The following is a 22,703-nucleotide window of genomic DNA, read 5'->3' on the forward strand; positions in this document are numbered from 1 at the left end:
CTAAACTCCTTGATAATATTGAGTTTCTTTTTTTATGGTTTTTAACTTAAAAGGGTAGGTAATAAGGTGCAATATATATACTATTGGTGAGATTAACCATATTGCGAGGAATAAATAAACATTAAATACTTTAAGAAGCTGTTTTCTGTTTTTTTGATGTTTATAAATTAGATTCGACCATTTATTGAAAATTTTATTCGCGGTTTTGTCTACAGTAACGAGATACGGACTGATTTTTACAGCGCCGTTTGCAAGTAATTTTGGTTGTAAATCTTCAAAATTATTCTGGTTTAATGCAGAAACAATGACTTCTCCAAATTTATCAGACTCCTGAATATCTTTATCAGAAACTCCGGGTAGAGGTAAAATTCCCCAATGTTTTTTCTTAACTCCGGAAAACATCCATTCTACAATGGTAATTACACTGATTAAATTTCCAACGCGATCTACCAGGGCTACATTTCCTACCAATTTTGCGTTGGCTTCTTTTAGTAATGTTTTGATTTTTTCCTGCGCCATAATCCACATATTACGGGAACCACTTATGGTAACAACAGGTGTATTGTTAAGTATTTTTTTTGCATCATCACTTTTCAAAAAGGAATTGATAGGGATCGATGGAGACAAATACCAAACCTGGTAATGAAATAAAACCAAGTCGAATTTTGTATTTAAAATTTCCTCAGAAATGGGTTTTAATTTTGTTGGAATTTGAAGAAAAGATTCCGGGAAAGCATCAAAAAAAGAATCTTTATCCCACGGAAATGGAAAAGGTTTTTCTAATTTTATTTCGTGAAACGTTACATTTATTTCTTCTGAATTTAAGAAAGGCTTTGCAATATTTCGTGCAATTTCTTCTAATTGTCCAGATTGTGAATAATAAATAACAAGAACATTTTTCATTTGGTTTGATGGCTTTGGTGGTTGCGCAAAAATAAGTATTTTTTTTAAACGAATTTCCTTATTTTATCGGATCGTTTGGTATGAACCCAATCTGGCCATGTGGCAGAATCTTCGGCATCATAGATTCTGATTTTTTGATTTTTGTCTTCAATTAATAAATCATCAGAGGTACAGCCCAAAATTGCAGCGGCAGCGGCAAGACCGGAATATGTCGCACCTGCAACACCATGAGATAAGGTACAGGCACCACAAAGAAACAGATTTTCGATTTCGGTTTTGTTTTTATAAGAGAAAGGGCCAACCTGATTTAGTGTTTTTTCGGTTCCATAAACATTTCCTTTTGTCGAATTGATGTAAAATTCATTGGTTTTTGGAGTTCCTAATTCTGCCTGAATAATATGTTCTTTTGCATTTGGGATTATTTTTTCGAGATTGTTCATTAGTTTATTGATGATTTTTTCTTTGAATATTTTATACTCTTCATTGTGATAATCATCTAAGCCATTAAAATCTTTCAGATGATCATAATTTACATACGTTACAATTTCAAAATTATGATAACGCCCGTTAAAACTTGCCGGATCTTTGAGTGTGGTACAACTAATAAATACTGATGGAAATGAATCTCCTGAATCTATGTTACTACTCATTAAATCTTCAAAATTAGCATCGTCGTTTTCATCTTTCATCATCCAGAAATTTCCGGAATCGATATTGTATAATATAACATCAATGTCAAGCGTAAGGAATAAAATTAAAGAAGTAACCGAATATTTTGTTTTGTCGAGTTTCTTAAGAAGTGATTTGCTAAGATGTTCTTTATCAATTAAATTGAGATAAGTAATCGAAGGATCAGCATTCGAAACAATATTTTTGGCTCGTATTTCTTTACCATTTTCAAGCTGAATGCCTACTGCTTTTTTATTTTCGATAATGATTTTGCGAACGTTTTGTTGTACACGGATTTCTCCGTTATGTCTTTTTACGCCGTTTGTCATCGCTTTTACAATTCCGCCGCCACCGCCCATAGGGTAAAATCCGCCATCAAAATAATGACTCATTACAGAACAATGAACCGGGAAACAAGCACGAGCCGGAGGAAGTCCATGGTCGCCACATTGAATATTCAGGACTGCTTTTAGTTTTGGATCTTTTACATGCCAGCCAATTACTTTTTTTAACGGAAAGAGCGCAAATTTGCCAAAATGCTTGGTTCGAAACGGAACGGTGATATTTTGCCAGAAGCCTTTTAATTTAGGAATCAGCTGCAATTCGGAACTCACTTTTTCAATCAGTGAAAGATATTCATGAATGTTTTTTTCTTCGTGTGGAAAATGATCGGAAAGCTTTTTTTTGAGATTTTGAACTCCTGCAGGCAAATCGAAAGTTTCGTCTCCAATCAAACAATGTTCGTAAGCGTTTTTGTTCATTCGAAAGAAAACCATATCATTGGCAATTCCTAAACCTCTGTACAATTCGTTGGTTGATTGTCCTTCTTCAAGTTGACCTACATAATGTACGCCCGGGCTAAAACGCTGCCCTTTTAAAGTAAAACTGTGACTCCAGCCACCGGGAACATAATGTTGTTCGAGAACCAAAACTTTTTGTCCGGCTCTTGCAAGACATATCGCAGTCGACAATCCGCCAACTCCGGAACCAATAATTATTGTGTCAAATTCCTGCATACTTTACTTTAAGAATTGTAAAGTATAAAAGAACGACATTTAATTAAATGATTTTTACTTTTGCCACGAATTCACGAATTATTTTTTCAGGCAGATTTAAAAAGATTTCAGCTGATAAGCACAGATTAATTTAATAAAAATCTAAAATTAAATTTGCTGTAATCTGCCACCCGAGCGATAGCAAACAGGCGAAGCAAATCTGCGTGAAACAAAATCATTTTAATCTTTTAATCTGTGGCTTCGATTTTAACCGCAAAGTTCGCAAGGTTTTTTATACACATCAGATTTTATAAAAACACAAGGTTCGCAAAGCTAAATCAATACAAAGCTTTGTGAACTTTATGTTTTCTAAACATAGCATTAGATAAAAAACCTTGCGGACTTTGCTGTTAAATTTACCTTTAATAGTTTATTTTTATTTCAATTGATTCCAAAAATCAAAGTAGTTGAACCATTGCAAAGGATATTTTTTCAGCATAGATTCTACGCTTTCAATATACGCTTTCAACAATCCTTTTTCGTCACGATGTTTAACTACGGCTTCACGTGCATACAAGTGATAATGCAGGTTGGGTTCTTTCATTACATACACAAAAACTACAGGGACTTTTAATCTTGAAGCAATTAAAAACGGACCTGCAGGAAAATTAGCATCTTCACCAAGTATTTTTTCAGAAAGTGATTTGGTACCTTCAAAATAACGGTCGCCGGTAAAACAAACCAATTCGTTTTTAGAAAGTGCTGCATTGATCTCAAAAATATGAGACAAATCTTCTCTGATAATAATAAACTTAACAGTGGGTTTTTGGGTAACGCTTTCTAAATAATTCTTTATTGCAGAATGTTCGAGATCTGTGGTGACCAAATTAATTTGAAAATCGATGTCGATATCACCTAGAAAATGTTCGGCAATTTCAAAATTCCCAATATGAGCACTGATTAAAACGCCTCCTTTTTTTTCTGCCAAAAGATTTTTCAGGATTTCGATTCCGTCAAATTCATAGGTAAATCTATTTCGCATTCCTGCCGAAATGGAAATTTTATCAATGATGGTTTGCCCAAAAGTGTAATAACTTTTGAAAACCATTTTTTTAGATTTGAACCAGGAATACCCAAGCCTTTCTTTAAAATAATAAGAAATGGCTTTGTTACTTTTCTTTAGAAATAAAAAATAATAAGAAGCAACAAAATAAAGTAAAACATAAGCAGCTTTAACACCCGCTTTTTTTATAAGAAAAACGAATATCCGATACCCTAAAACAGTTCCTTTTGATTTGCCATCCCATTCGCTCATTAAGCAGTTTTGGCTTTTAGTTTGTTTTCAATAAGATCATAAAAACTTTGGAAAGAATCAATCCCAACAAAATCAACTTCAACCAGTTTTACACCAAAATTGGCTTCGATTGAAACGACTAAATCAACATAGTCCAAACTATCTAACCCAAGTGTATCTTTTAAATTAGCATCTGGTTCAATATCATCATTATCTACTTCAAACTCCTCAACTAAAAAACCATTTATTTTTGCTATAATCTCTTCTTTATTCATCGTTTAATTTAAACTTTTTAACCACCAACGCAGAGTTGGTTCCTCCGAACCCGAAGGAATTGGACAAAAATATGTCAAATTTTTTGTTTAAAGTAGTTTTGACCAAATTTAATTTGGCTGCATCTTCGTCTGGATTGTCTAAATTGATGTTTGGAGCAATGAAATCGTGCTGCATCATTAAGATAGAATAAATTACTTCGCTCGCTCCGGCCATCCAGCATTCGTGTCCTGTCATTGATTTTGTAGAGCTTACATACGGATTTTTCTCGCCAAAAACTTCAAAGATAGCTTTGGCTTCATTACCGTCTCCAACAGGAGTTGAGGTCGCATGAGCATTTATATAATCAATGTCGGTTGCTTTTAGTTGGGCGTCATCAAGCGCTCGTTGCATGGCTATAGATGGACCTTCGACATTAGGAGTCGAAATATGTCCGCCGTTTGATGAGAATCCGTAACCCACAACTTCGGCAATAATGTTAGCGCCACGAGCTATTGCAGATTCGTAACTTTCAAGAATTAAAGTCGCACCACCGCCACTAGGAATTAATCCGTCGCGATCGGCATCAAATGGACGTGAAGCTTTTTCAGGTTCATTTTCTCTGTTGGAAAAAACACCTAAACCATCAAAACTGCTCATGGCAAATTTGTTGATTTCCTGAGCGCCTCCGGTAATAATAATATCCTGAAATCCGCTTTTTATTAAAAAATAAGCCAGACCAATAGAATGCGAGCCACTTGCGCAGGCTGCACTTATGGTAAGATTGATACCGCGGAGTTTAAAAATCGTAGATAAATTCATCGTTACCGTAGAATTCATCGATTTAAAAATAGCTCCGGAACCTATTAGTGCAGTGTCTTTTTTCTCACGTACAATATCTGTAGCTTCGATAATAGCTTTTGAAACGCTATCATTTCCGTACATAATACCTACTTCGCGATTGTCGAAAAAATCATCATCAATATTGGCATTTTTTAATGCTTCGATTGTAGCCATATAAGCATACTCGGTTTCTTCACCAATGCTCATACGTTGTCTTCGGGTCAATAAATTTTTTAGATCAGCTTTTGGAACCATTCCCGTAAGGGCAGATTGAAAACCAAATTCTTTTCTTTCAGCATCAAACTGAATACCGGATTTTCCGTTGTACAAAGAATCTTTTACTTCATCTAAAGAAGTTCCGATACAAGAATAAATCCCCATTCCAGTAATTACAACTCTCTTATTCATCGTCTTTCAAAGTAATTTTTTAAAGTGTAATTTTTTTAATCTCGCAATCCCGATAGCTATCGGGCGCAGAGTCGCAAAGTTCTTCTTTTTAATTCTTTCTTTAATAAAACTTTGCGACTCTGCGCCTTTGCGAGCAATTTTCTACGTTAAATAAAAAAACTTAACAAACATAGTATTGTTAAGAATATATTCCTCCGTTTATATTGATAATCTCGCCTGTAATGTAACTTGCTTTTTTTGAAATCAAAAAGCTTACCAAATCTGCTACTTCTTCGGCTTCGCCAAAACGATTTACGGGAATTAGCTTTAATAATTCTTTTTCGTCTAACTGGCTTGTCATATCGGTTCTGATAAAACCAGGAGCTACAGCATTTACAGTAATATTTCGTTTGGCAACTTCCTGCGCTAACGCTTTTGTAGCAGCAACAATTGCACCTTTTGCAGCCGAATAATTGGTTTGTCCTGCCGTTCCTTTTACGCCGGAAACAGAAACCATATTTACGATTCGGCCGTATTTATTGCGCAACATTTTTTGAATAAAAAATTGCGTTACATTAAAAAATCCGTTCAAACTGGTGTTTACCACACCGTTCCAGTCTTCGGGAGTCATCCACATAAAAAGACCGTCTTTTGTAATTCCGGCATTGTTTACAATTGCTTCTACAATCGCTTCAGGATTTGATTCCTGCCATTGTGTTAATGTTTTTTGCACTTCTTCATAATTAGAAACATCAAAACCTAAGATTTCTCCGCTTGCGCCTAATTTTTGTATTTCCTGAAGTGTTTCTTCGGCAGCAGTTTTGTTCGAATGATAATTTATCAGAATATGATAACTAGATTCAACGGCTAATTTTTTACAAATAGCACTTCCAATTCCTCTTGAACCGCCGGTTACTAATACACATTTCATATGTAGAATTTATTTTTTATGGTCAAAATAGGGTATCGCTTTTTTACAGGCAATACCCTATTTGTATTTTATAGATTAATAGATATTATTTCTTCTTTTTGGCTGCAGGTTTCGCAGCCGGTTTTGTTTCTGACTTTGCTGTTGGTTTTGTTTCGGTCTTAGGCTTTTCGGCAGCAACATCGCTTACGTTGTTTCTTTCTTTTGATTTCGAGAAAAGTTCAGCGTTTTCAAACCATTGGTTGCTTAATACAGTTCCGTCAGGTCTCAGAAATCCCCATTTACCTTCATTTTTTACTCTTGCAATACCATCAATAAAACCTTTGTCTTGTTGTACAAACAAAGCAATAACGAAGCCATTTGCTGTAATACCATATTGAGTTGGGATGACCAATTTTCCTGATTCATTAATAAATCCCCAGTTTTTTTCTTTCACAGGAGCTAATCCGTTTGAGCTAAAAACTTCTGCATCGCTATACGTTGGCGGGATTACGAACTCAGCTTTTGGGTTAATGTATCCCCATTTAGATCCTATACAAACCGGAGCTAAATTTTTAGAGAATGCTTTTGCTTTGTCGTAGATAGGGAGAATTGTCCAGTTTCCTTTTATGTCAATAAAACCAATTTTACCGCCTTTTCGGGCATACGTTAAATCCTGAATTTCAAAATCCCAGATTTTGTCAGCACCATCTACCGCAATAAAGTTTCCGGCACTTACCAGTCCAAAAGTTTTATCTTTTCTTGCCCAGGTTGTGTTTTTGAAATAATTACCTATTTCATCATAAACAGGTTCTACTAATTCTTTCCCGGAAGTATTAATAATTCCCCATTTTTTATTGTTTTCTACTCTTGCATAACCATTTTCGAAAGATTTGATCTGATCGTATTTTGGTTCTAGGACAACAGCCATTTTTGAATTGATTAATCCCACTTTTTTGCCTTGTCTTATAAAAGCAACACCGTCATTAAAATCAAATAATTTTTCTGTAGCCGGAGGTGTCTGAACTTCTCCTTTTGTATTAATATAAACCCAATCCTTATCTTTTTGTACTACTGCAATTCCGCTGTTAAATTCTTTAGTATCTTTAAAAGTGGCCGGAATTACCCATGTTCCTTTAGCATCGATGAATCCCCATTTTCCATTATCTTCAACCGCAGCTAAACCTTCAGAAAAGCTTTTTGCCGATTTGTATTGAGGCTCGATTTTAAAGTTTCCATCTTTAGAAATATATCCAATTTTACCGTTCTTTTTAACTAAAGCCAATTCCTGACTATTAACAAATTGAATAAATAATACGAATAAAAAAATAAGTGGTTTTTTCATGATTTTTAAGGTTCAATATTAATACTGTAAAATAAAGTTTAACTGTTGATCAGGTAATCTTTTACTTTTTGAACAAAAGGGTACATGACCTGATCTTCTTTAAATGTAGGAATTATATTTCGAATATCGTCGTACCATTTTTTAGTAACCGATGAAATTTGATCTTTTTGTACTAAATAATCAATTGCCTGAACGATTGTAATTAGTTCGATTGCTAAAACTTCAAAAGAGTTTTCGATCACTTTTGAGGTAATAACCGCTGCATTGGTTCCCATACTTACAATATCCTGATTGTCGTTGTTGTTCGGGATACTGTGTACATACATTGGGTTAGAGAGCATTTGGCTTTCGGCAGTTGTTGAGGTTGCAGTAAACTGAACGCCCTGCATTCCGAAATTGAATCCTAATGTTCCTAAGTTTACGAATGGAGGAAGAATTTCATTGATTTTTGAATTCAATAAATAATTCAACTGACGTTCTGCCAACATCGTTAGTTTGGTAATAACAATTTTCAGTTTATCCATTTCAAGCGAAATATAATCGCCATGGAAGTTTCCTCCGTGATAAACGTGTTTGTTTTTTACATCTATAATAGGGTTGTCGTTCGCTGAGTTGAATTCGTCTTCAAGAATAGAAGCAACATTATTGATGGTTTCTAAAACCGGACCCAAAATTTGAGGTACACATCTTAAAGAATAATATTCCTGAACTTTTTCTTTGAAGATTTCTTCGGTATTTTCTCCTGAATATAAATGATCTTCTCTTTTACGGATCAAAGTACTGTCAGAAAGATTTTGTCTCATTCTTGCCGCCACTTCCTGTTGTCCTTTATGACGTTTGGTTTGATTTAATTCTTCAGAAAAATGGTCGTCGTAAGCCTGAACCAATTCGTTTATGGCGCAAGAAGCTTTTAATGACCAGTCTAATAATTTATTAGCATGATGAACATTTACAACTCCAATTCCGGTCATTACAGATGTACCGTTGATTAAAGCCAGACCTTCTCTAATTTCTACCTGAATAGGTTTTAAACCTTCAATTTCGAAAACTTCAGCAGTTGGTCTTCTGTCTCCTTTATAAAAAACTTCGCCTTCGCCGATTAAAACCAAAGCTAAATGTGATAATTGTACTAAATCTCCGCTGGCACCAACACCACCGTGTTCAAAAATAAGAGGAGTAATATCTCTGTTGATTAATTCTGCCATTAGGTGAATTACTGACGGATGAACTCCGGAATTACCTAATGATAAAGTATTTAATCGGGCCAAAATTGCTGCTTTTGCACAAACCGGGCTCAAAGGTTTTCCTGTCCCCGAAGAGTGGCTTCTGATTAAATTGTATTGTAACTGAATTTGGTCAGACTCTTTAATGCGGTATTGAGCCATTGGGCCAAAACCTGTATTTACGCCATATATTACTTTGTTTCCTGAAAATTCTTTCAGAAAATTGAAGCTTTCGTTTACCCGGTTTAAAACAGCATCGCTAATGGAAACCTTGTTATTTCCAAAAATGATAGATTCGAATTCTGCTAAACTTAAATATTCATTAATTGTATTCATTAAACTGGTTTTGATTGTGCTAATTTAATTTTATTTATCAAAATAAATGTAGTTATTTTGATGATGGCAAATGTAGGCTAATAATTGATAATATTTTTAATATGATAAAGGAGTTTGTAGATGTTTTGGTGATTGGTGCGGGACCTTCTGGATGTGTGTCAGCATCTTATCTTCATAAAAACAATGTTAAGGTAAAAGTTGTTGAAAAAACAAAGTTTCCAAGACTGGTGGTTGGCGAAAGCCTTATACCGCGGGTAATGGATCATTTTGCGGAAGCCGAACTTTTTGAAAGTCTCGATGCAATGAAATTCGAGAAAAAATTAGGAGCCCGATTTATTAGAGGAGAAGAAATTTGTGTTTTTGATTTTAGTAAAAAATTTGGAGAAGGCTGGGATTGGACCTGGCAAGTGCCAAGAGCTGATTTCGACAATACAATGGCGCAGGAAGTGATTAGAAAAGGTATTGATCTGGAATTTGAGTCAGAAGTTCTGGAAGTTTCTTTTGAAGGAAAAAAATCTAAAACCATCGTAAAAAATAAGGACGGAAATCTAAAAGAAATTCATGCTAATTTCATTATCGATTCCAGCGGATACGGTCGCGTTCTGCCAAGACTATTAGATCTTGATACGCCCTCAAAATTAGATCCGCATTCTTCGATATTTACACACGTAAAAGATATTAACAGAACCGAAGGTGAAGAGGGAACGCAGATTTCATTTGATATTCTGGAAACCGAAGTTTGGTTGTGGGTGATTCCTTTCTCAAACGGAAATACAAGTTTAGGAGTTGTGGGACCAACAGATTTCATCAATTCATTATCTGAAAATAAAAACAATGCCGAGGCTTTGCGCAATGCGATTCAAAAATCGGATTATTATATCAAAAGATTTAAAGGAACAGAGTTTTTATTCGAACCGGTAAAACTCGAGAATTATTCAAGAGCTGTAAAAAGAATGTACGGAGATGGTTTTGCCCTTACCGGAAATAGTTCTGAATTCTTAGATCCTGTTTTTTCATCAGGAGTTGCTTTTGCGACTGAATCCGGAATGCTGGCCGCAAAACTATACCTAAAAGAATCGCAAGGAATCGAAGTAGACTGGGAAGTTGAATTTACAGAATATATGAAACGTGGTATTGCTGTTTTTACCACTTACGTGAAAGAATGGTACACCGGAAACCTTCAGACTTTATTCTTCCACCAACCCGAAAACCCTGATGTAAAAGAAAAAATATGTTCAGTTTTGGCAGGATATGTCTGGAACGAAGAAAATCCATTTGTGAAGAAACACGATCATGTGATAGCAAATATGGCGTATTTATTGAATATGCAGAAAGAAGAAAAACAGAGCCCTAATTTATAGGGCTTTTTTTTAAGTCATTCCGTAGGAATGTTTCATCGGTAGAAAAAATTAGAATTGTAGTTATACCTTCCATAGGAATGTTTGATTAACGTGGCAGATGTTTTGTTTTCATAAAAGCAGGTGTCCCTACAGGACACAACGCGCAACGATATTATTTTTTTTCTACCGATGAGATATTCCTAACAGAATATTTTTATCGGAATACTTTTCTACTAGCAATGAAATATCCCTACGGAATATAATTCTAGAAACAAAAAAAGACCATCCTTAGACGGTCTTTAATTCTTCAAAAAATAAATATTAAGTAAAAAACTATACTTCTAAATTATAAAAACTCACGGCGTTATTTCCCCAGAGAGCCTTTTGATCTGCAGTAGAAAACGATGCGAAATAGTTTTCTATTAAGGCAATTACTTCGGAGTAATTGGCAGACAATAAACAAACGGGCCAATCGCTTCCGAACATTAAACGATCGCTTCCGAAGTTTTGGGTAACGATGTCAAGAGCGGTTTTAAAATCTTCCGGTTTCCAGTTGTGCCAATGCGTCTCTGTAACCAAACCTGAAACTTTGCAAAATACGTTTGGGTTCTTTGCAATGTTTTGAATTGTTTTTTCAAACTCAGTGAAATCACTTTTCTTAAAATCAGGCTTTGCCAAATGATCAAGTACAAAATATTGCTCCGGAAACTTTTGTATGAATTGGGTAACAAAAGGCCAATGTTGAGCACCAATTAAAATATCATAAGTGAAATTATACTTTGCTAATTTGCCAATTCCGTTACAAAAGTCATTTCGAAGCATAAATTCCGGATCTGTTTCGGCCTGAAAAATATGCCTGAATCCTTTTAGTTTTTTAAAACCTGAAAAATATTCTAATCGTTGCTCTATATTTGGAGCTTTAAAATCGACCCAACCTACAACACCTTTTATAAAATCATTTTCACGAGCCAGTTCAAGCAAAAAATGAGTTTCATTTTCGCTTTGATCTGCCTGAACCACAATACAACCGTCGAATTTGTTTTGACTTAAAAGTGGCTTCAGATCCTGAGGCAGAAAATCCTTTTGAATTACTGCCATTTCAGGAGTAATCCAAGCCTCTTTAATGGGATCGTATTTCCAAAAATGTTGGTGGCTGTCGATTTTCATTTATATAAATTAATTGCAAAATACAATTCTTAACCCGTTGGTTGTAATTAGTTTTAATACATAGAAACATAGATTTTAAACCCTCAAAAAAGGCGTTTCACTTATTTAAAATTCATCCCGAAGCTTCGGGACTAGCTATGTGAAAGAAATGTATTTCTTTTTTGCATTCTTTTAGCTAAAAAAAATCTATGTTTCTATGTGTTATTTTTTTAAAATTATACCCAACAGGTAATTTTAATACGCTACGGCAACTTGTTTACTGGTGCCTAATCCTTCAATTCCTAACTCAATTACATCTCCCGGATTGATGTAAACAGGATCTGGTTTTATTCCAAGTCCAACTCCCGGAGGTGTTCCTGTACTTACAACATCGCCCGGTAAAAGTGTCATGAACTGACTTAAATAATGAATCAAAAATGGAATCTTAAAAATTAAATTAGAAGTATTACTGTTCTGGAATTTTTTACCGTTTACAGTAAGCCACATGGATAAATTGTTGACATCTTCGATCTCGTCAGCAGTTGCCAAAATTGGTCCAAGGGGAGCAAATGTATCACATCCTTTTCCTTTGGCCCATTGTCCGCCACGCTCGATCTGAAAAGCTCTTTCGCTATAATCATTCAATAAACAATAACCGGCAAGATAATCCAGCGCATCTTCTTCGGCAACATAACTCGCTTTTTTACCTACTACAAAAGCAAGCTCCACTTCCCAGTCGGTTTTGTCGCTATTTTTAGGAATGATTAAATTATCGTTTGGTCCGCATAGTGAAGTTGTTGATTTAAAGAAAATAATTGGCTCTTCTGGAATTGCAGCGCCAGTTTCTTCGCAATGATCTACATAATTTAAGCCAATACAAATAATTTTTGAAGGTCGCGCCACTGGCGAACCCAATCGAATATCGTTGCTTACTTCCGGAAAAGAAGTGTTGTTTTTTAAAGCTTCTTCTAATTTTGCAAGTCCGTCATTTTCAAAAAAAGCTTCGTTATAATCTGTTACTACAGACGAGACATCTATTCTTTTATCATTTATTAAAACTCCGGGTTTTTCCTGACCGGCTGCTCCAAATCGTATTAGTTTCATATTCTCTTTTTTTAATAGTATTATATTTTTCTAACTGTAAAAGTTATTTTTTTTAATTGTTTAATTTGATAAAACCTCCGTCAATTGGGTAATCAGAACCGGTAATAAATGAAGATTCATCGCTGCAAAGAAACAAAGCAAGCGTTGCTATTTCCTCTGGTTTTCCCATGCGGCCAATAGGTTGAGACTGGGATAGTTTTTCGAATATTTCGGCTTCTTGTCCCGGATAATTTTTCGAAATAAATCCATCAACAAATGGAGTGTGTACTCTTGCCGGAGATATCGAATTGCATCTGATGTTTTCTTTTAAGTAATCTTTTGCAACAGATAAAGTCATGGCCATAACCGCACCTTTTGCTGTAGAATATGCGAATCTATCCGGAATTCCGACCCAGCAGGCAATAGAAGCAAGGTTTAAAATAACACCTCCGCCAGCGCTTTTTAGTGCGGGAATTGAAGCGTGTAAACAATTATAAACGCCTTTTACATTGACACTCATGATGCGGTCAAAATCAGATTCTGAAGTAGTGTCTACTTTTCCCACATGTGCAATTCCTGCATTATTGACTAAAATATGAATAGCTCCTATTTTTTCAAAAGTAGTTTTTACTTCCTGATGATTGGCAACATCGCAGGCATGAGCGAAAACAATTCCTGCGTTTGATTCTATTTCTTCAACCGTATTTTGGGCACTTTCAAGAGTCAGTTCTAAAACATGAACTTCGGCTCCTTGTTTGGCAAACAAAACAGAGATCGCTCTTCCAATTCCGCTTCCGCCTCCGGTTATGATTGCTTTTTTATTTTTTAATGAAAACATTTTACTTAAATTAAAAGTTATTTTTTTTGATTGGATTTTATAAAGATACGCCTCGTTTCCACGGAATAAAATCATCCTGATTCAATTGTACCGCTTTCGGAATAATTTCTCCACTGGCTGCCTTGATGCAATAGTCAAGAATTTCTTCGCCCATTTCTTCGATCGATTTTTCGCCACTAATTATAGGGCCACAATCAATATCGATAATATCGCTCATTTTTGTTGCCAGAACAGAGTTTGTCGCTACTTTTATTACCGGACAAACAGGGTTTCCGGTTGGGGTTCCTAATCCGGTTGTAAATAAAATCAAGGTAGCTCCGGAAGCTGCTTTTCCGGTTGTTGCTTCTACATCATTTCCGGGTGTGCAGACTAAACTTAATCCTGATTTGGTAACCAGCTCAGTATAATCTAAAACATCAACAACGGGAGAAGTGCCTCCTTTTTTGGCTGCTCCGGCACTTTTTATAGCGTCTGTAATTAAACCGTCTTTTATATTTCCCGGAGAGGGATTCATATGAAAACCGGAACCCACTTTATGCGCTAAGGCATCGTAAGACTCCATTAAATCAATAAATTTTTCGGCAGTTTCTTTGGTGATGCAACGATCAATTAAATTTTGTTCGGCACCGCATAATTCGGGAAATTCGGCTAAAAGAATTTTTCCGCCCAGAGCGACAACCAAATCAGAAGTATAACCAACGGCCGGATTTGCTGATACTCCGCTGAAACCATCGCTTCCTCCACATTTTACACCAATGCATAATTCGCTTAAAGGCGCATCGGTTCTTTCGTATTGATTGATTTCGATTAAACCTTCGAATGTTTTTTTGATGGCGTTTGTAATTAAAGCTTCTTCGCTTTCGGTTTGTTGTTGTTCGAAAATCAGTAAAGGTTTGTCGAATTGAGGGTTTTGTTTTTTTACATCATTTACAAAATCCTGTACTTGCAAATGCTGGCATCCTAGACTCAATAACGTTATTCCGCCTACGTTTGGATGATTGGCGTAAGAAGCCAGTAAAGCACTTAAAGTGGCAGAGTCCTGACGCGTGCCTCCACAACCTCCCTGATGGTTTAAAAATTTTATTCCGTCGACATTCTCAAAAACGCGATTGTTTTTTGGCGTTGGATTCAGTTCAATATTAATGCTTTCGATATCATCTCCGTTAAGATAACCCTGTAATAATTCGTGTGTATACTGATTGTATTTGTCACTCACGGCATAGCCTAACTGATTGTGAAGTGCTTCTTTAATAACATCTAAATTTCTGTTTTCACAAAAAACTGTTGGAACAAAAAGCCAGTAATTGGCCGTACCAACGCGGCCGTCATTTCGTTTATAACCTTTAAAAGTTTTGTTCTTGTACTTAGAAACATCAGGAGCCTGCCATTCGTAAGAAGCATTTCTGTAAGCATAAGGATCGGCGGCATGTTTTAAGTTTTCGGTCGTCATTAAACTTCCTTTGCTGATATCACTTTGCACTTTTCCTACCAGAAGGCCGTACATAATTACTTCTTGCCCCTTGATCATATCCTGGGTATAGAATTTATGTTTTGCTTTGATGAGGTCTTGTAGAATGAATGTTTCAGATTCAAAAGATATGCTTTCTCCTTTTTGCAAGTCAGATAATGCTACCAATACGTTATCGTCTAGATGCAATTTTACGACTTGCTTTTTTGTTTTATTCTCGGGCATGATATTGTTTTATTGTCTGGTTTGTTGTTGTCCTTTGTAAGCAAAAAGGGCGATTATTAAAAATGAAATTAAAGGAACAATGTATCCGTTCTGGATACTTCCGGTATGATCTGAGATGGCACCTAAAATTGGTGGCAGTATTGCTCCGCCCACAATAGACATGACGATTAAGGAAGATCCTATTTTTGTGTTGTGAGCAAGTCCGTCTATTCCCATCGAGAAAATAGTAGGGAACATGATGCTCATAAAGAATGCAATGGCGATTAAGGTATAAACGACTAACATTCCGTTGCCTAAAATGGCTATCGTACAAAGTATTATATTGATAAAAGAGTATACTAATAATAGTTTTTTGGGTTCAACAAATTTCATAAAATAGGTTCCCGCAAAACGGCCAATCATGAAAAACAATCCAAAAAGACCTAAATATTTTGCTGCCGATGATTCGGATAAATTAGCCGATGTTGTGGCCATTTTAATGAAAAAACTACCTACGCAAACTTGTGCCCCTACATAGAAAAATTGCGCTAAAATTCCCCATTTCAATTTGATAGATTTAAAGGCTTCTTTAAAACTGCTCACTTCGGTTGTTGATTTTTCTTTTACATCGGGCATTGGAGTAAAATAGAAAATTACGGTTATTACTAAAATGATTAGTCCTAAAGTTAAGTAGGGCATTTTTACACTGGCTGCTTCTGCTACCACATAAGCGTGCATTTGAGCATCTGACATTGCATTTGCTTCTTCAGGAGATAAGGTTTTGTTGGATAAAATAAGCGGACCAATATAGGCTGGGGCAATATATGCGGCAAGACCATTAAAGGATTGTGCAAAATTAAGTCGTTGTGTAGCCGTTTCCGGAGGTCCCAAAATAGTAACATACGGATTTGCTGCAGTTTCTAAAAAAGTCAATCCGCAGGCAATGATAAATAATGCTCCCAGAAAATAACTGTATTCGAGCGAATTTGCTGCGGGAACAAATAAAACAGATCCAATACCAAAAAAAAGTAAGCCAACAAGAATTCCTGATTTGTAGCCGTATTTTCTCATGATAAACCCCGCAGGCAGTGCCATGGCAAAATAAGCGATAAAAACCGACGAGTCTACAAGTGAAGATTCAAAGTCTGTCAGGCTGAATGCTTTGCGCAAATGCGGAATTAAAATAGGATCGAGATTATGCACAAATCCCCAAAAGAAAAACAAACTTGTCACTAAAATGTAGGGCAACAACCATTTTTTTGAAGTCTTGACTTTTGTACTGGTGTCATATTCTGGAAAAACGGCTTCTTTCATATTTTTTTGGGATTATTTTTACGTTTAATAAAATTTAAAATTATAATTTTTACAGCTTAGTTAGTAATCCGATATTATCCTTGTTTAATCTTTAATTATCTTTGTCTCCATGAAATTAGAGCAAACCAAAATAACATCCTACACCAACTCTACAGTTTCGGTTCTTAATCGTGAGGAATCGTTTTTTCAATCGCCATTTCATTCTCATCCGGAACTGGAATTGGTGTATGTAAAGGAGAGTTTTGGAAAGCGAATCATTGGCAATTCGGTTATGCCTTTTGAGCCCGGCGATATGGTTTTTTTGGGTTCAGATCTTCCGCACGTTTGGCTGAATGATGAAATGTATTATCAGGGAATTTCGACTTTAAAAGCAAATGCTATTGTGGTCTATTTTAGCAAAGATATTTTTGGGCCTGCTTTTTACGAATTAAAAGAAACACAGAAAATAAATGAATTGTTTTTTCAGGCAGGAAAGGGAATTTCGATCATTGGAAAAACAAATAAACAGATTGCTAAAAAATTAGAAAAACTGCTGCTGAAAAAAGATTTTGAAGTAATTATTGGTCTTTTTGAAATTTTATCATTGCTATCAGAAAGTGAGGATAGGATTTATATCAATAATGAAGCTTATTCTACGGCACATAAAGATGCTAAAAAAGACAGGCTTTCGGAAGTTTTTCAATATGTAAATGAAAATTATAAAAAAGATATCGTCCTGGTTGAAATTGCCGCAATTGCCAATATGACGCCAACTTCTTTCTGTAGAATGTTCAGGCTAAAAACAAAGAAAAGTTTTGTAGAATATTTAAACGAAATTCGGGTTTCTAAGGCCTGCAAGTTTTTATTAGAAACCGATTTGAGCATGTCTGAGATTGCCTATGAATGCGGCTATAAAACGGCCTCTAACTTTAATAAACTTTTTAAAAAATTTATGGGAATGACTCCCAGCGAATTTAAAAAGAGTGCTGCAGTTTAATGAATCGTAGTTCAATTTTAAACACGAATTTCACGAATTTGCACAAATACTAAGAGACTAGCTTAGTTCGTTAAATTAATTAGTGTCAATTAGTGAAATTCGTGTTTTATTTTTTCAGTTTTATTTTAATGGTAGTGCCCATTTTCTTTAAGAAATCGAACGGTCTAAATGAGTGTAACCTCCATCAACATAAATAATTTGCCCTGTAGTGTGGCTTGATCTTTCGGATAAAAGAAAAACAACCATATTGGCAATTTCATCCACTGTTGTCATTCTGTTTTCGAAAGGAATATTTTGTGTAATGGATGCCAGTTTTTCTTCTTTATTTTCGAAAGTATTGATCCATGTTTCATAAAGAGGCGTGAAGCATTCTGCCACTACAACCGCATTGACACGAATGCTGTATTTTAATAATTCAACAGCCCATTCTCTGGTTAAAGCATTTCGGCCTCCGTTTGAAGCAGCGTAGGCAGATGTTCCTCCCTGTCCGGTTTCGGCAGTTTTTGAGCCAATATTGACTATCGCTCCTTTTGATTCAATTAAGTAAGGTAACGCATGCTGCGCCATTAGATAATAATGAATTAAATTTTTATGCAAAGAGGCAACAAAATCTTCATAATTGCCTTTTTCCAGACCAACTCCGTCATTTACGCCGGCATTGTTGACTAATCCGTCAATTCGTCCGCATTGTTTTATAACAGCTTCGACTGCTTTTTTGCATTCTTCCGGTTTTGTTAAGTCGGCAACAACCTGAAAGGCTTCTTTTCTTAAAGCTTTAATTTCATTTACTGCTTTATTGTTGTCCTCTTCATTTCGGCCTACAATAAAGGGTATGGCACCTTCGCTTGCTAATACATTACAAATGCCAAGTCCAATTCCTTTTGCACCGCCTGTTACTATGATAATTTTATTGGTAAGGGATAGTTGCATGATATTTTTTATTAAAGATGAAAAATACAAACTGATTTATAATTTTATAGCTGTTGCCTTTACGACAACAGCTATAAAAATAGAGAGAATTAAAACGTTCTATATTACCAGAACTTAACGTATAAAGCTACAATTACTAATAATGTAATTACGATTAAAACTGTAGTTTGTGGTTTTACTTTAAACATTTCAGCATCGATTTCAAATGCTTTAGGATTTACTTTTGGTCCTGCAAAACTGATTGCAATCATTGCTAACATTGTAAAGAAGAATGATAATCCCATACAAATATGGAAAGGAATTTCAAAAGCACCTTTTCCGTTATTATACGCTGTGTATAATAAAGTTTCGTTTCCGAATAAAGCCGGAGCATATTCGTTGAATAATACAGATAAAACAAATCCTAAAATTACACCCACAATTGCTGCAGTTCCTGTTGTTCTTTTCCAGAACATACCAAGGAAGAACATAGCAAAAACTCCAGGGCTAATAAATCCTGTATATTTTTGGATGTAGGTGAATCCACCAACTCCGCCAATTCCTAAGATGTCATTCCATGTAAATAAAACAGCTAAAAGCATTGCAGCAAAAACGGCAATTCTACCAATGTTTACTTGTTGTTTTTCGCCAGCATCCTTTTGGATGTATTTTTTATGAATATCTAAAGTATAAATAGTGGAGATACTGTTTACTTTTCCGGCTAATGAAGCTACAATTGCAGCAGTTAAAGCCGCTACTGAAAGTCCTTTTAATCCAGTTGGCAAGAATGTCAATACAGCAGAATAAGCTCCGTCTTTTCCTCCAACAAGTTGAGGTAAATGTCCGTTTGTGTATAAAACGTAAGCAGCAATACCAGGTAACATTACGATTAATGGCATTAATAATTTTAGCATACCTGCAAATAAAATACCTGTACGGGCAGTTTGCAAATCAGCACCAAGAGCTCTTTGAGTAATGTATTGGTTACATCCCCAGTAGTTTAAGTTGATGATCCAGATACCAGCCAAGTACGACATTAAACCTGGGAAAGTCAAATATTTATCAATTTCAAGTTGAGAAGAATTTGCAGTTGGTTTTGGAATAATCATTTTGAAATGCTCAGGAGCTTCTCTCATTAAAACTTTGAAACCGGCAATAGCATTTTCACCTACTCCAAAATATTGTCCAACAGTTGTAAGGGCGATATACGAAGTTACCAAACCACCAATAATTAATACAGCAACCTGAATAACATCTGTATAAGCTACTACTTTCATACCTCCTAAAGAGATGAATAAAGCGAATACTGCTAAACCTATCATGATCACGTGAAGGTATTCTCCACCGGCTAAACCATTAATAGCAACTGCTCCTAAATAAAGAATAGAAGTTAAGTTTACAAATACATATAAAAACAACCAGAAAACCGCCATAATTAATGCAGTAGATTCGTTGTAACGTGTTTTTAAGAATTGAGGCATCGTGTAAATCTTGTTTTTAAGATATACAGGAATAAACCAAACTGCTACAATAATCAAAGCGATAGCAGCAAGCCATTCGTAAGCCGCAACAGCGATTCCTAAAAAGAAACCTTCACCGCTCATCCCGATGAATTGTTCTGCTGAAATATTTGAGGCAATCAAAGATGCTCCAATAGCCCACCAGGTTAAGTTTCCTTCAGCCAAAAAGTAAGCTTTGGCATCTTGTTCGTCTTGTTTACGCTTGCGGTAAACCGTGTAACCGTAGGCAGAAACTACGATAAAATAAATAATAAAAACCGCATAATCTGCGAAAGCGAGGTTCTGGTTCATTGTTAGTAGTATTTTAAAAATTAGTATAGGTGATTGTTTGTTTAATTTGGTTTAAAATGTGATATGTGTTTTTATTCTGTTATTTTTTTACGAAATAAGAACGAAAGCCAAAAGTAAAATAAATAATTACAAATATACTATTACAAATGTATTTTTTACATTTATAAATAAATTATTGTGTTAAATTTTAAAATGACCTTCTTATAAATGGACTTTTACAGGTTATTTTCCAGTCGATTTATAATGCACATCAGATTGTTGTCTTAAAATTTCGGCACTTTTTTCAGGTGTAATATCACGTTGTGATTCGCCTAACATTTCATAACCCACCATGAATTTTTTAACTGTTGCCGAACGCAATAACGGCGGATAAAAATGCATGTGAAAATGCCATTCAGGATGCTCTAAACCATCTGTTGGTGCCTGGTGAATTCCTGATGAATATGGGAATGAAGTGCTAAATAAATTGTCGTACTTGATCGTTAATTGCTTTAAAATTGTAGCAAACGCATTAGTTTCTTCAGCCGTAAAATCAGTAATTTTATTAAGCGCTCTTTTGCTGATGATCATCGTTTCGTAAGGCCAGATTGCCCAAAACGGAACCAATGCTACAAAGTGATCATTTTCGATTACGATACGTTCTCCGGTTTTTAATTCGGCTTGCAGGTAATCTTCAAGAAGGGTTCTGTTATTTTTATCAAAATAAGATTTCAGGCTGTTTTGTGTTTTTTCGACCTGAGTTGGCAATGATGATTGCGCCCAGATTTGCCCGTGCGGGTGTGGGTTACTGCAGCCCATCACGCTTCCTTTATTTTCAAAAATCTGAACGTGGTTGATGTATTTTATGTTCCCTAAATCGGTATATTCTTTTTGCCAGGTTCTGATGATATTTTCGATTCCGTCAATTTCCATTTCCGGTAACGTAAGATCGTGTCGTGGCGAAAAACAAACCACTCTCGAAATTCCTTGTTCCGGTTTAGCTTTAAAGAAAGTGTGTTTAATATCTTCTTCAAAAATAATTTCATCCTGCTTCATGGCAGCAAAATCATTTTCGAATACAAAACTGCTTTCGTAATTTGGGTTGTTTAATCCGTTAGCGCGAACATTTCCCGGACACAAATAACAAGTTGGGTCGTATTTTGGTAATGCTTCGGTTGCAATTGTTTCGTTTTGTCCTTGCCAGGGGCGTTTTGCTCGATGAGGTGATACTAAAACCCATTCATTAATTAAGGGATTAAAACGTCTGTGTGGATCTTCGTTAATGTCAAAATTTTTCATTGTAATTCTTGTGGTATTAAAGTAGTGTTGTTCCGTTTGAGATTTTTACATCATAGAATTTTAATTCAATCCCAAATGTATCTAAATAAAGATTTGAAAACTTACTTTTTACCTCATTTTCATGTCCTTTTTTAATCAAATTGATGGTACAGCCACCAAAACCACCTCCCATAAGTCGCGATCCAATAATTGCATCATCAGCTTTTGCGTTATCTACAAGCATATCCAACTCTGCACAACTTACTTCGTATTCTTGCGATAAACCGTAATGAGTTTCAAAAAGCAATTGTCCTAAAAGTTCTATATTTCCGTTATCCAGAGCCTCACAAGCCTTTATCACGCGGTTAATTTCCTTAACAACATAATGCACTCTTTTAAAAACAGTTGGGCTTATTTTGTCCTGAATGCTCAAAAGTTGTTCTTCGGTACAATCCCTGAAACTTTTTATAGCAGGAAAATTTTCTTTAATAATGGCCAATCCTTGTTCGCACTCAATTCTACGGGTATTGTATTCAGATGTAAAAAGCGAATGTTTTACATTACTATCAAATAACATTAAAGAGTAATCTTTAAAATCGGCATTGTGATATTCAAAATCAAGCGTATTACAATCTAATTTAATCACTTTGTTTTCTACACCATGAACGCTCGAAAACTGATCCATAATGCCACAATTGATACCTACCCAGTGTTCTGCTTTTTGTCCTAATAAAGAAATATCTACTTTTTCAATTTTCAGATCGAAAAGTTCCCTGATACCGAAAATCATTCCGCATTCTAAAGCAGCAGAAGAAGATAATCCGGAACCCACCGGAATGTTACTGCTAAAAACACAGTTGAAACCTTCAAACACAAAACCGTTATCCTGCAATTGTTTGATAACGCCGCGGATATAATTGGTCCAGACTACATCGCTTAATGTGACTGGCTGAGTCAGATCAATTTCAAAATCTTCGTTTAAATCGATGGCAACTATTCGCGATTTTTTGGTATCGTTTTTCGCAAAAGCAAAACAAATAACTTTGTCGATTGCAGCTGGTAAAACATAACCGTCATTATAATCAATATGTTCCCCAATGATGTTGATTCTTCCTGGAGAAAGTACTACTTTTTGAGGAGCTGATCCAAAAGATTTCTCAAAAAAAGCAGTGGTGTTCTGTACTAAAATGTCATTCATTATGA

19 protein-coding genes are annotated in these 22,703 nt (G+C 35.4%); 2 read left to right on the top strand and 17 right to left on the bottom strand.

The window, feature by feature from the left end; translation table 11 throughout:
• The 8 genes from IRZ78_RS02770 to IRZ78_RS02805 all read right to left on the bottom strand — a co-directional run bounded on the left by IRZ78_RS02770 (position 1) and on the right by IRZ78_RS02805 (position 9,154).
• Positions 1-903, bottom strand: a complete 903-nt coding sequence (locus tag IRZ78_RS02770) for a dialkylrecorsinol condensing enzyme DarA (RefSeq protein ID WP_194615076.1) — start codon at positions 901-903, stop codon at positions 1-3.
• Between the two features lie 44 nt (positions 904-947).
• Entirely contained in the window at positions 948-2,588 is a 1,641-nt protein-coding gene (locus tag IRZ78_RS02775; RefSeq protein ID WP_194615077.1) for an NAD(P)/FAD-dependent oxidoreductase, read from the bottom strand.
• Between the two features lie 415 nt (positions 2,589-3,003).
• Complete coding sequence (locus IRZ78_RS02780) at positions 3,004-3,882, bottom strand: lipid A biosynthesis acyltransferase (RefSeq protein WP_194615078.1); 879 nt, start codon at positions 3,880-3,882, stop codon at positions 3,004-3,006.
• Complete coding sequence (locus tag IRZ78_RS02785; RefSeq protein ID WP_065451716.1) at positions 3,882-4,136, bottom strand: phosphopantetheine-binding protein; 255 nt, start codon at positions 4,134-4,136, stop codon at positions 3,882-3,884. The genes IRZ78_RS02780 and IRZ78_RS02785 overlap by 1 nt, the downstream gene beginning before the upstream one ends.
• A complete protein-coding gene (locus IRZ78_RS02790; protein ID WP_194615079.1) occupies positions 4,129-5,364 on the bottom strand; it encodes a beta-ketoacyl-[acyl-carrier-protein] synthase family protein in 1,236 nt (411 codons plus the stop codon). The genes IRZ78_RS02785 and IRZ78_RS02790 overlap by 8 nt, the downstream gene beginning before the upstream one ends.
• A gap of 178 nt (positions 5,365-5,542) precedes the next feature.
• The gene (gene fabG / locus IRZ78_RS02795; protein WP_194615080.1) at positions 5,543-6,274 is read right to left on the bottom strand and encodes a 3-oxoacyl-ACP reductase FabG; all 732 of its coding nucleotides are present in this window, start codon (positions 6,272-6,274) and stop codon (positions 5,543-5,545) included.
• A gap of 85 nt (positions 6,275-6,359) precedes the next feature.
• Complete coding sequence (locus IRZ78_RS02800; protein WP_194615081.1) at positions 6,360-7,595, bottom strand: WG repeat-containing protein; 1,236 nt, start codon at positions 7,593-7,595, stop codon at positions 6,360-6,362.
• A 38-nt stretch (positions 7,596-7,633) separates the two neighbouring features.
• On the bottom strand, positions 7,634-9,154 hold the full coding sequence (locus IRZ78_RS02805; RefSeq protein WP_194615082.1) for an aromatic amino acid ammonia-lyase: 1,521 nt from the start codon (positions 9,152-9,154) through the stop codon (positions 7,634-7,636).
• Between the two features lie 101 nt (positions 9,155-9,255).
• On the opposite strand from IRZ78_RS02805, the gene IRZ78_RS02810 reads away from it, so the two are divergent.
• Positions 9,256-10,515: a tryptophan 7-halogenase gene (locus tag IRZ78_RS02810; protein WP_194615083.1), complete on the top strand. Its 1,260-nt coding sequence runs from the start codon at positions 9,256-9,258 to the stop codon at positions 10,513-10,515.
• 312 nt (positions 10,516-10,827) lie between these two features.
• Here IRZ78_RS02810 and IRZ78_RS02815 read toward each other — a convergent pair whose 3' ends face one another.
• The 5 genes from IRZ78_RS02815 to fucP all read right to left on the bottom strand — a co-directional run bounded on the left by IRZ78_RS02815 (position 10,828) and on the right by fucP (position 16,547).
• Positions 10,828-11,661 (bottom strand): amidohydrolase family protein, encoded by an 834-nt coding sequence (locus IRZ78_RS02815; protein WP_194615084.1) that lies wholly within the window; start codon positions 11,659-11,661, stop codon positions 10,828-10,830.
• A 234-nt stretch (positions 11,662-11,895) separates the two neighbouring features.
• Entirely contained in the window at positions 11,896-12,744 is an 849-nt protein-coding gene (locus IRZ78_RS02820) for a fumarylacetoacetate hydrolase family protein (RefSeq protein ID WP_194615085.1), read from the bottom strand.
• A gap of 52 nt (positions 12,745-12,796) precedes the next feature.
• Positions 12,797-13,561 carry a glucose 1-dehydrogenase gene (locus tag IRZ78_RS02825; RefSeq protein WP_194615086.1) on the bottom strand — a complete coding sequence of 255 codons (765 nt, stop codon included), beginning with the start codon at positions 13,559-13,561 and terminating at the stop codon, positions 12,797-12,799.
• A gap of 37 nt (positions 13,562-13,598) precedes the next feature.
• Entirely contained in the window at positions 13,599-15,254 is a 1,656-nt protein-coding gene (locus IRZ78_RS02830; protein ID WP_194615087.1) for an altronate dehydratase family protein, read from the bottom strand.
• 9 nt (positions 15,255-15,263) lie between these two features.
• Entirely contained in the window at positions 15,264-16,547 is a 1,284-nt protein-coding gene (gene fucP / locus IRZ78_RS02835) for an L-fucose:H+ symporter permease (RefSeq protein ID WP_194615088.1), read from the bottom strand.
• Positions 16,548-16,656: 109 nt separating this feature from the next.
• Here fucP and IRZ78_RS02840 point away from each other — a divergent pair, with 109 nt between their 5' ends.
• Positions 16,657-17,523, top strand: a complete 867-nt coding sequence (locus IRZ78_RS02840) for an AraC family transcriptional regulator (RefSeq protein ID WP_194615089.1) — start codon at positions 16,657-16,659, stop codon at positions 17,521-17,523.
• A 147-nt stretch (positions 17,524-17,670) separates the two neighbouring features.
• Here the strand turns inward: IRZ78_RS02840 and IRZ78_RS02845 are convergent, their stop codons facing one another.
• The 4 genes from IRZ78_RS02845 to galK all read right to left on the bottom strand — a co-directional run bounded on the left by IRZ78_RS02845 (position 17,671) and on the right by galK (position 22,698).
• Complete coding sequence (locus IRZ78_RS02845; RefSeq protein ID WP_194615090.1) at positions 17,671-18,453, bottom strand: SDR family oxidoreductase; 783 nt, start codon at positions 18,451-18,453, stop codon at positions 17,671-17,673.
• 104 nt (positions 18,454-18,557) lie between these two features.
• Positions 18,558-20,243, bottom strand: a complete 1,686-nt coding sequence (locus IRZ78_RS02850) for a sodium/sugar symporter (protein ID WP_194615091.1) — start codon at positions 20,241-20,243, stop codon at positions 18,558-18,560.
• Between the two features lie 222 nt (positions 20,244-20,465).
• Complete coding sequence (locus tag IRZ78_RS02855; protein ID WP_194615092.1) at positions 20,466-21,521, bottom strand: UDP-glucose--hexose-1-phosphate uridylyltransferase; 1,056 nt, start codon at positions 21,519-21,521, stop codon at positions 20,466-20,468.
• 16 nt (positions 21,522-21,537) lie between these two features.
• Positions 21,538-22,698 carry a galactokinase gene (gene galK / locus IRZ78_RS02860; protein WP_194615093.1) on the bottom strand — a complete coding sequence of 387 codons (1,161 nt, stop codon included), beginning with the start codon at positions 22,696-22,698 and terminating at the stop codon, positions 21,538-21,540.
• Positions 22,699-22,703 lie beyond the last annotated feature (5 nt).

The organism is Flavobacterium sp. CSZ, from assembly GCF_015350725.1.
Taxonomy (GTDB): Bacteria; Bacteroidota; Bacteroidia; order Flavobacteriales; family Flavobacteriaceae; genus Flavobacterium.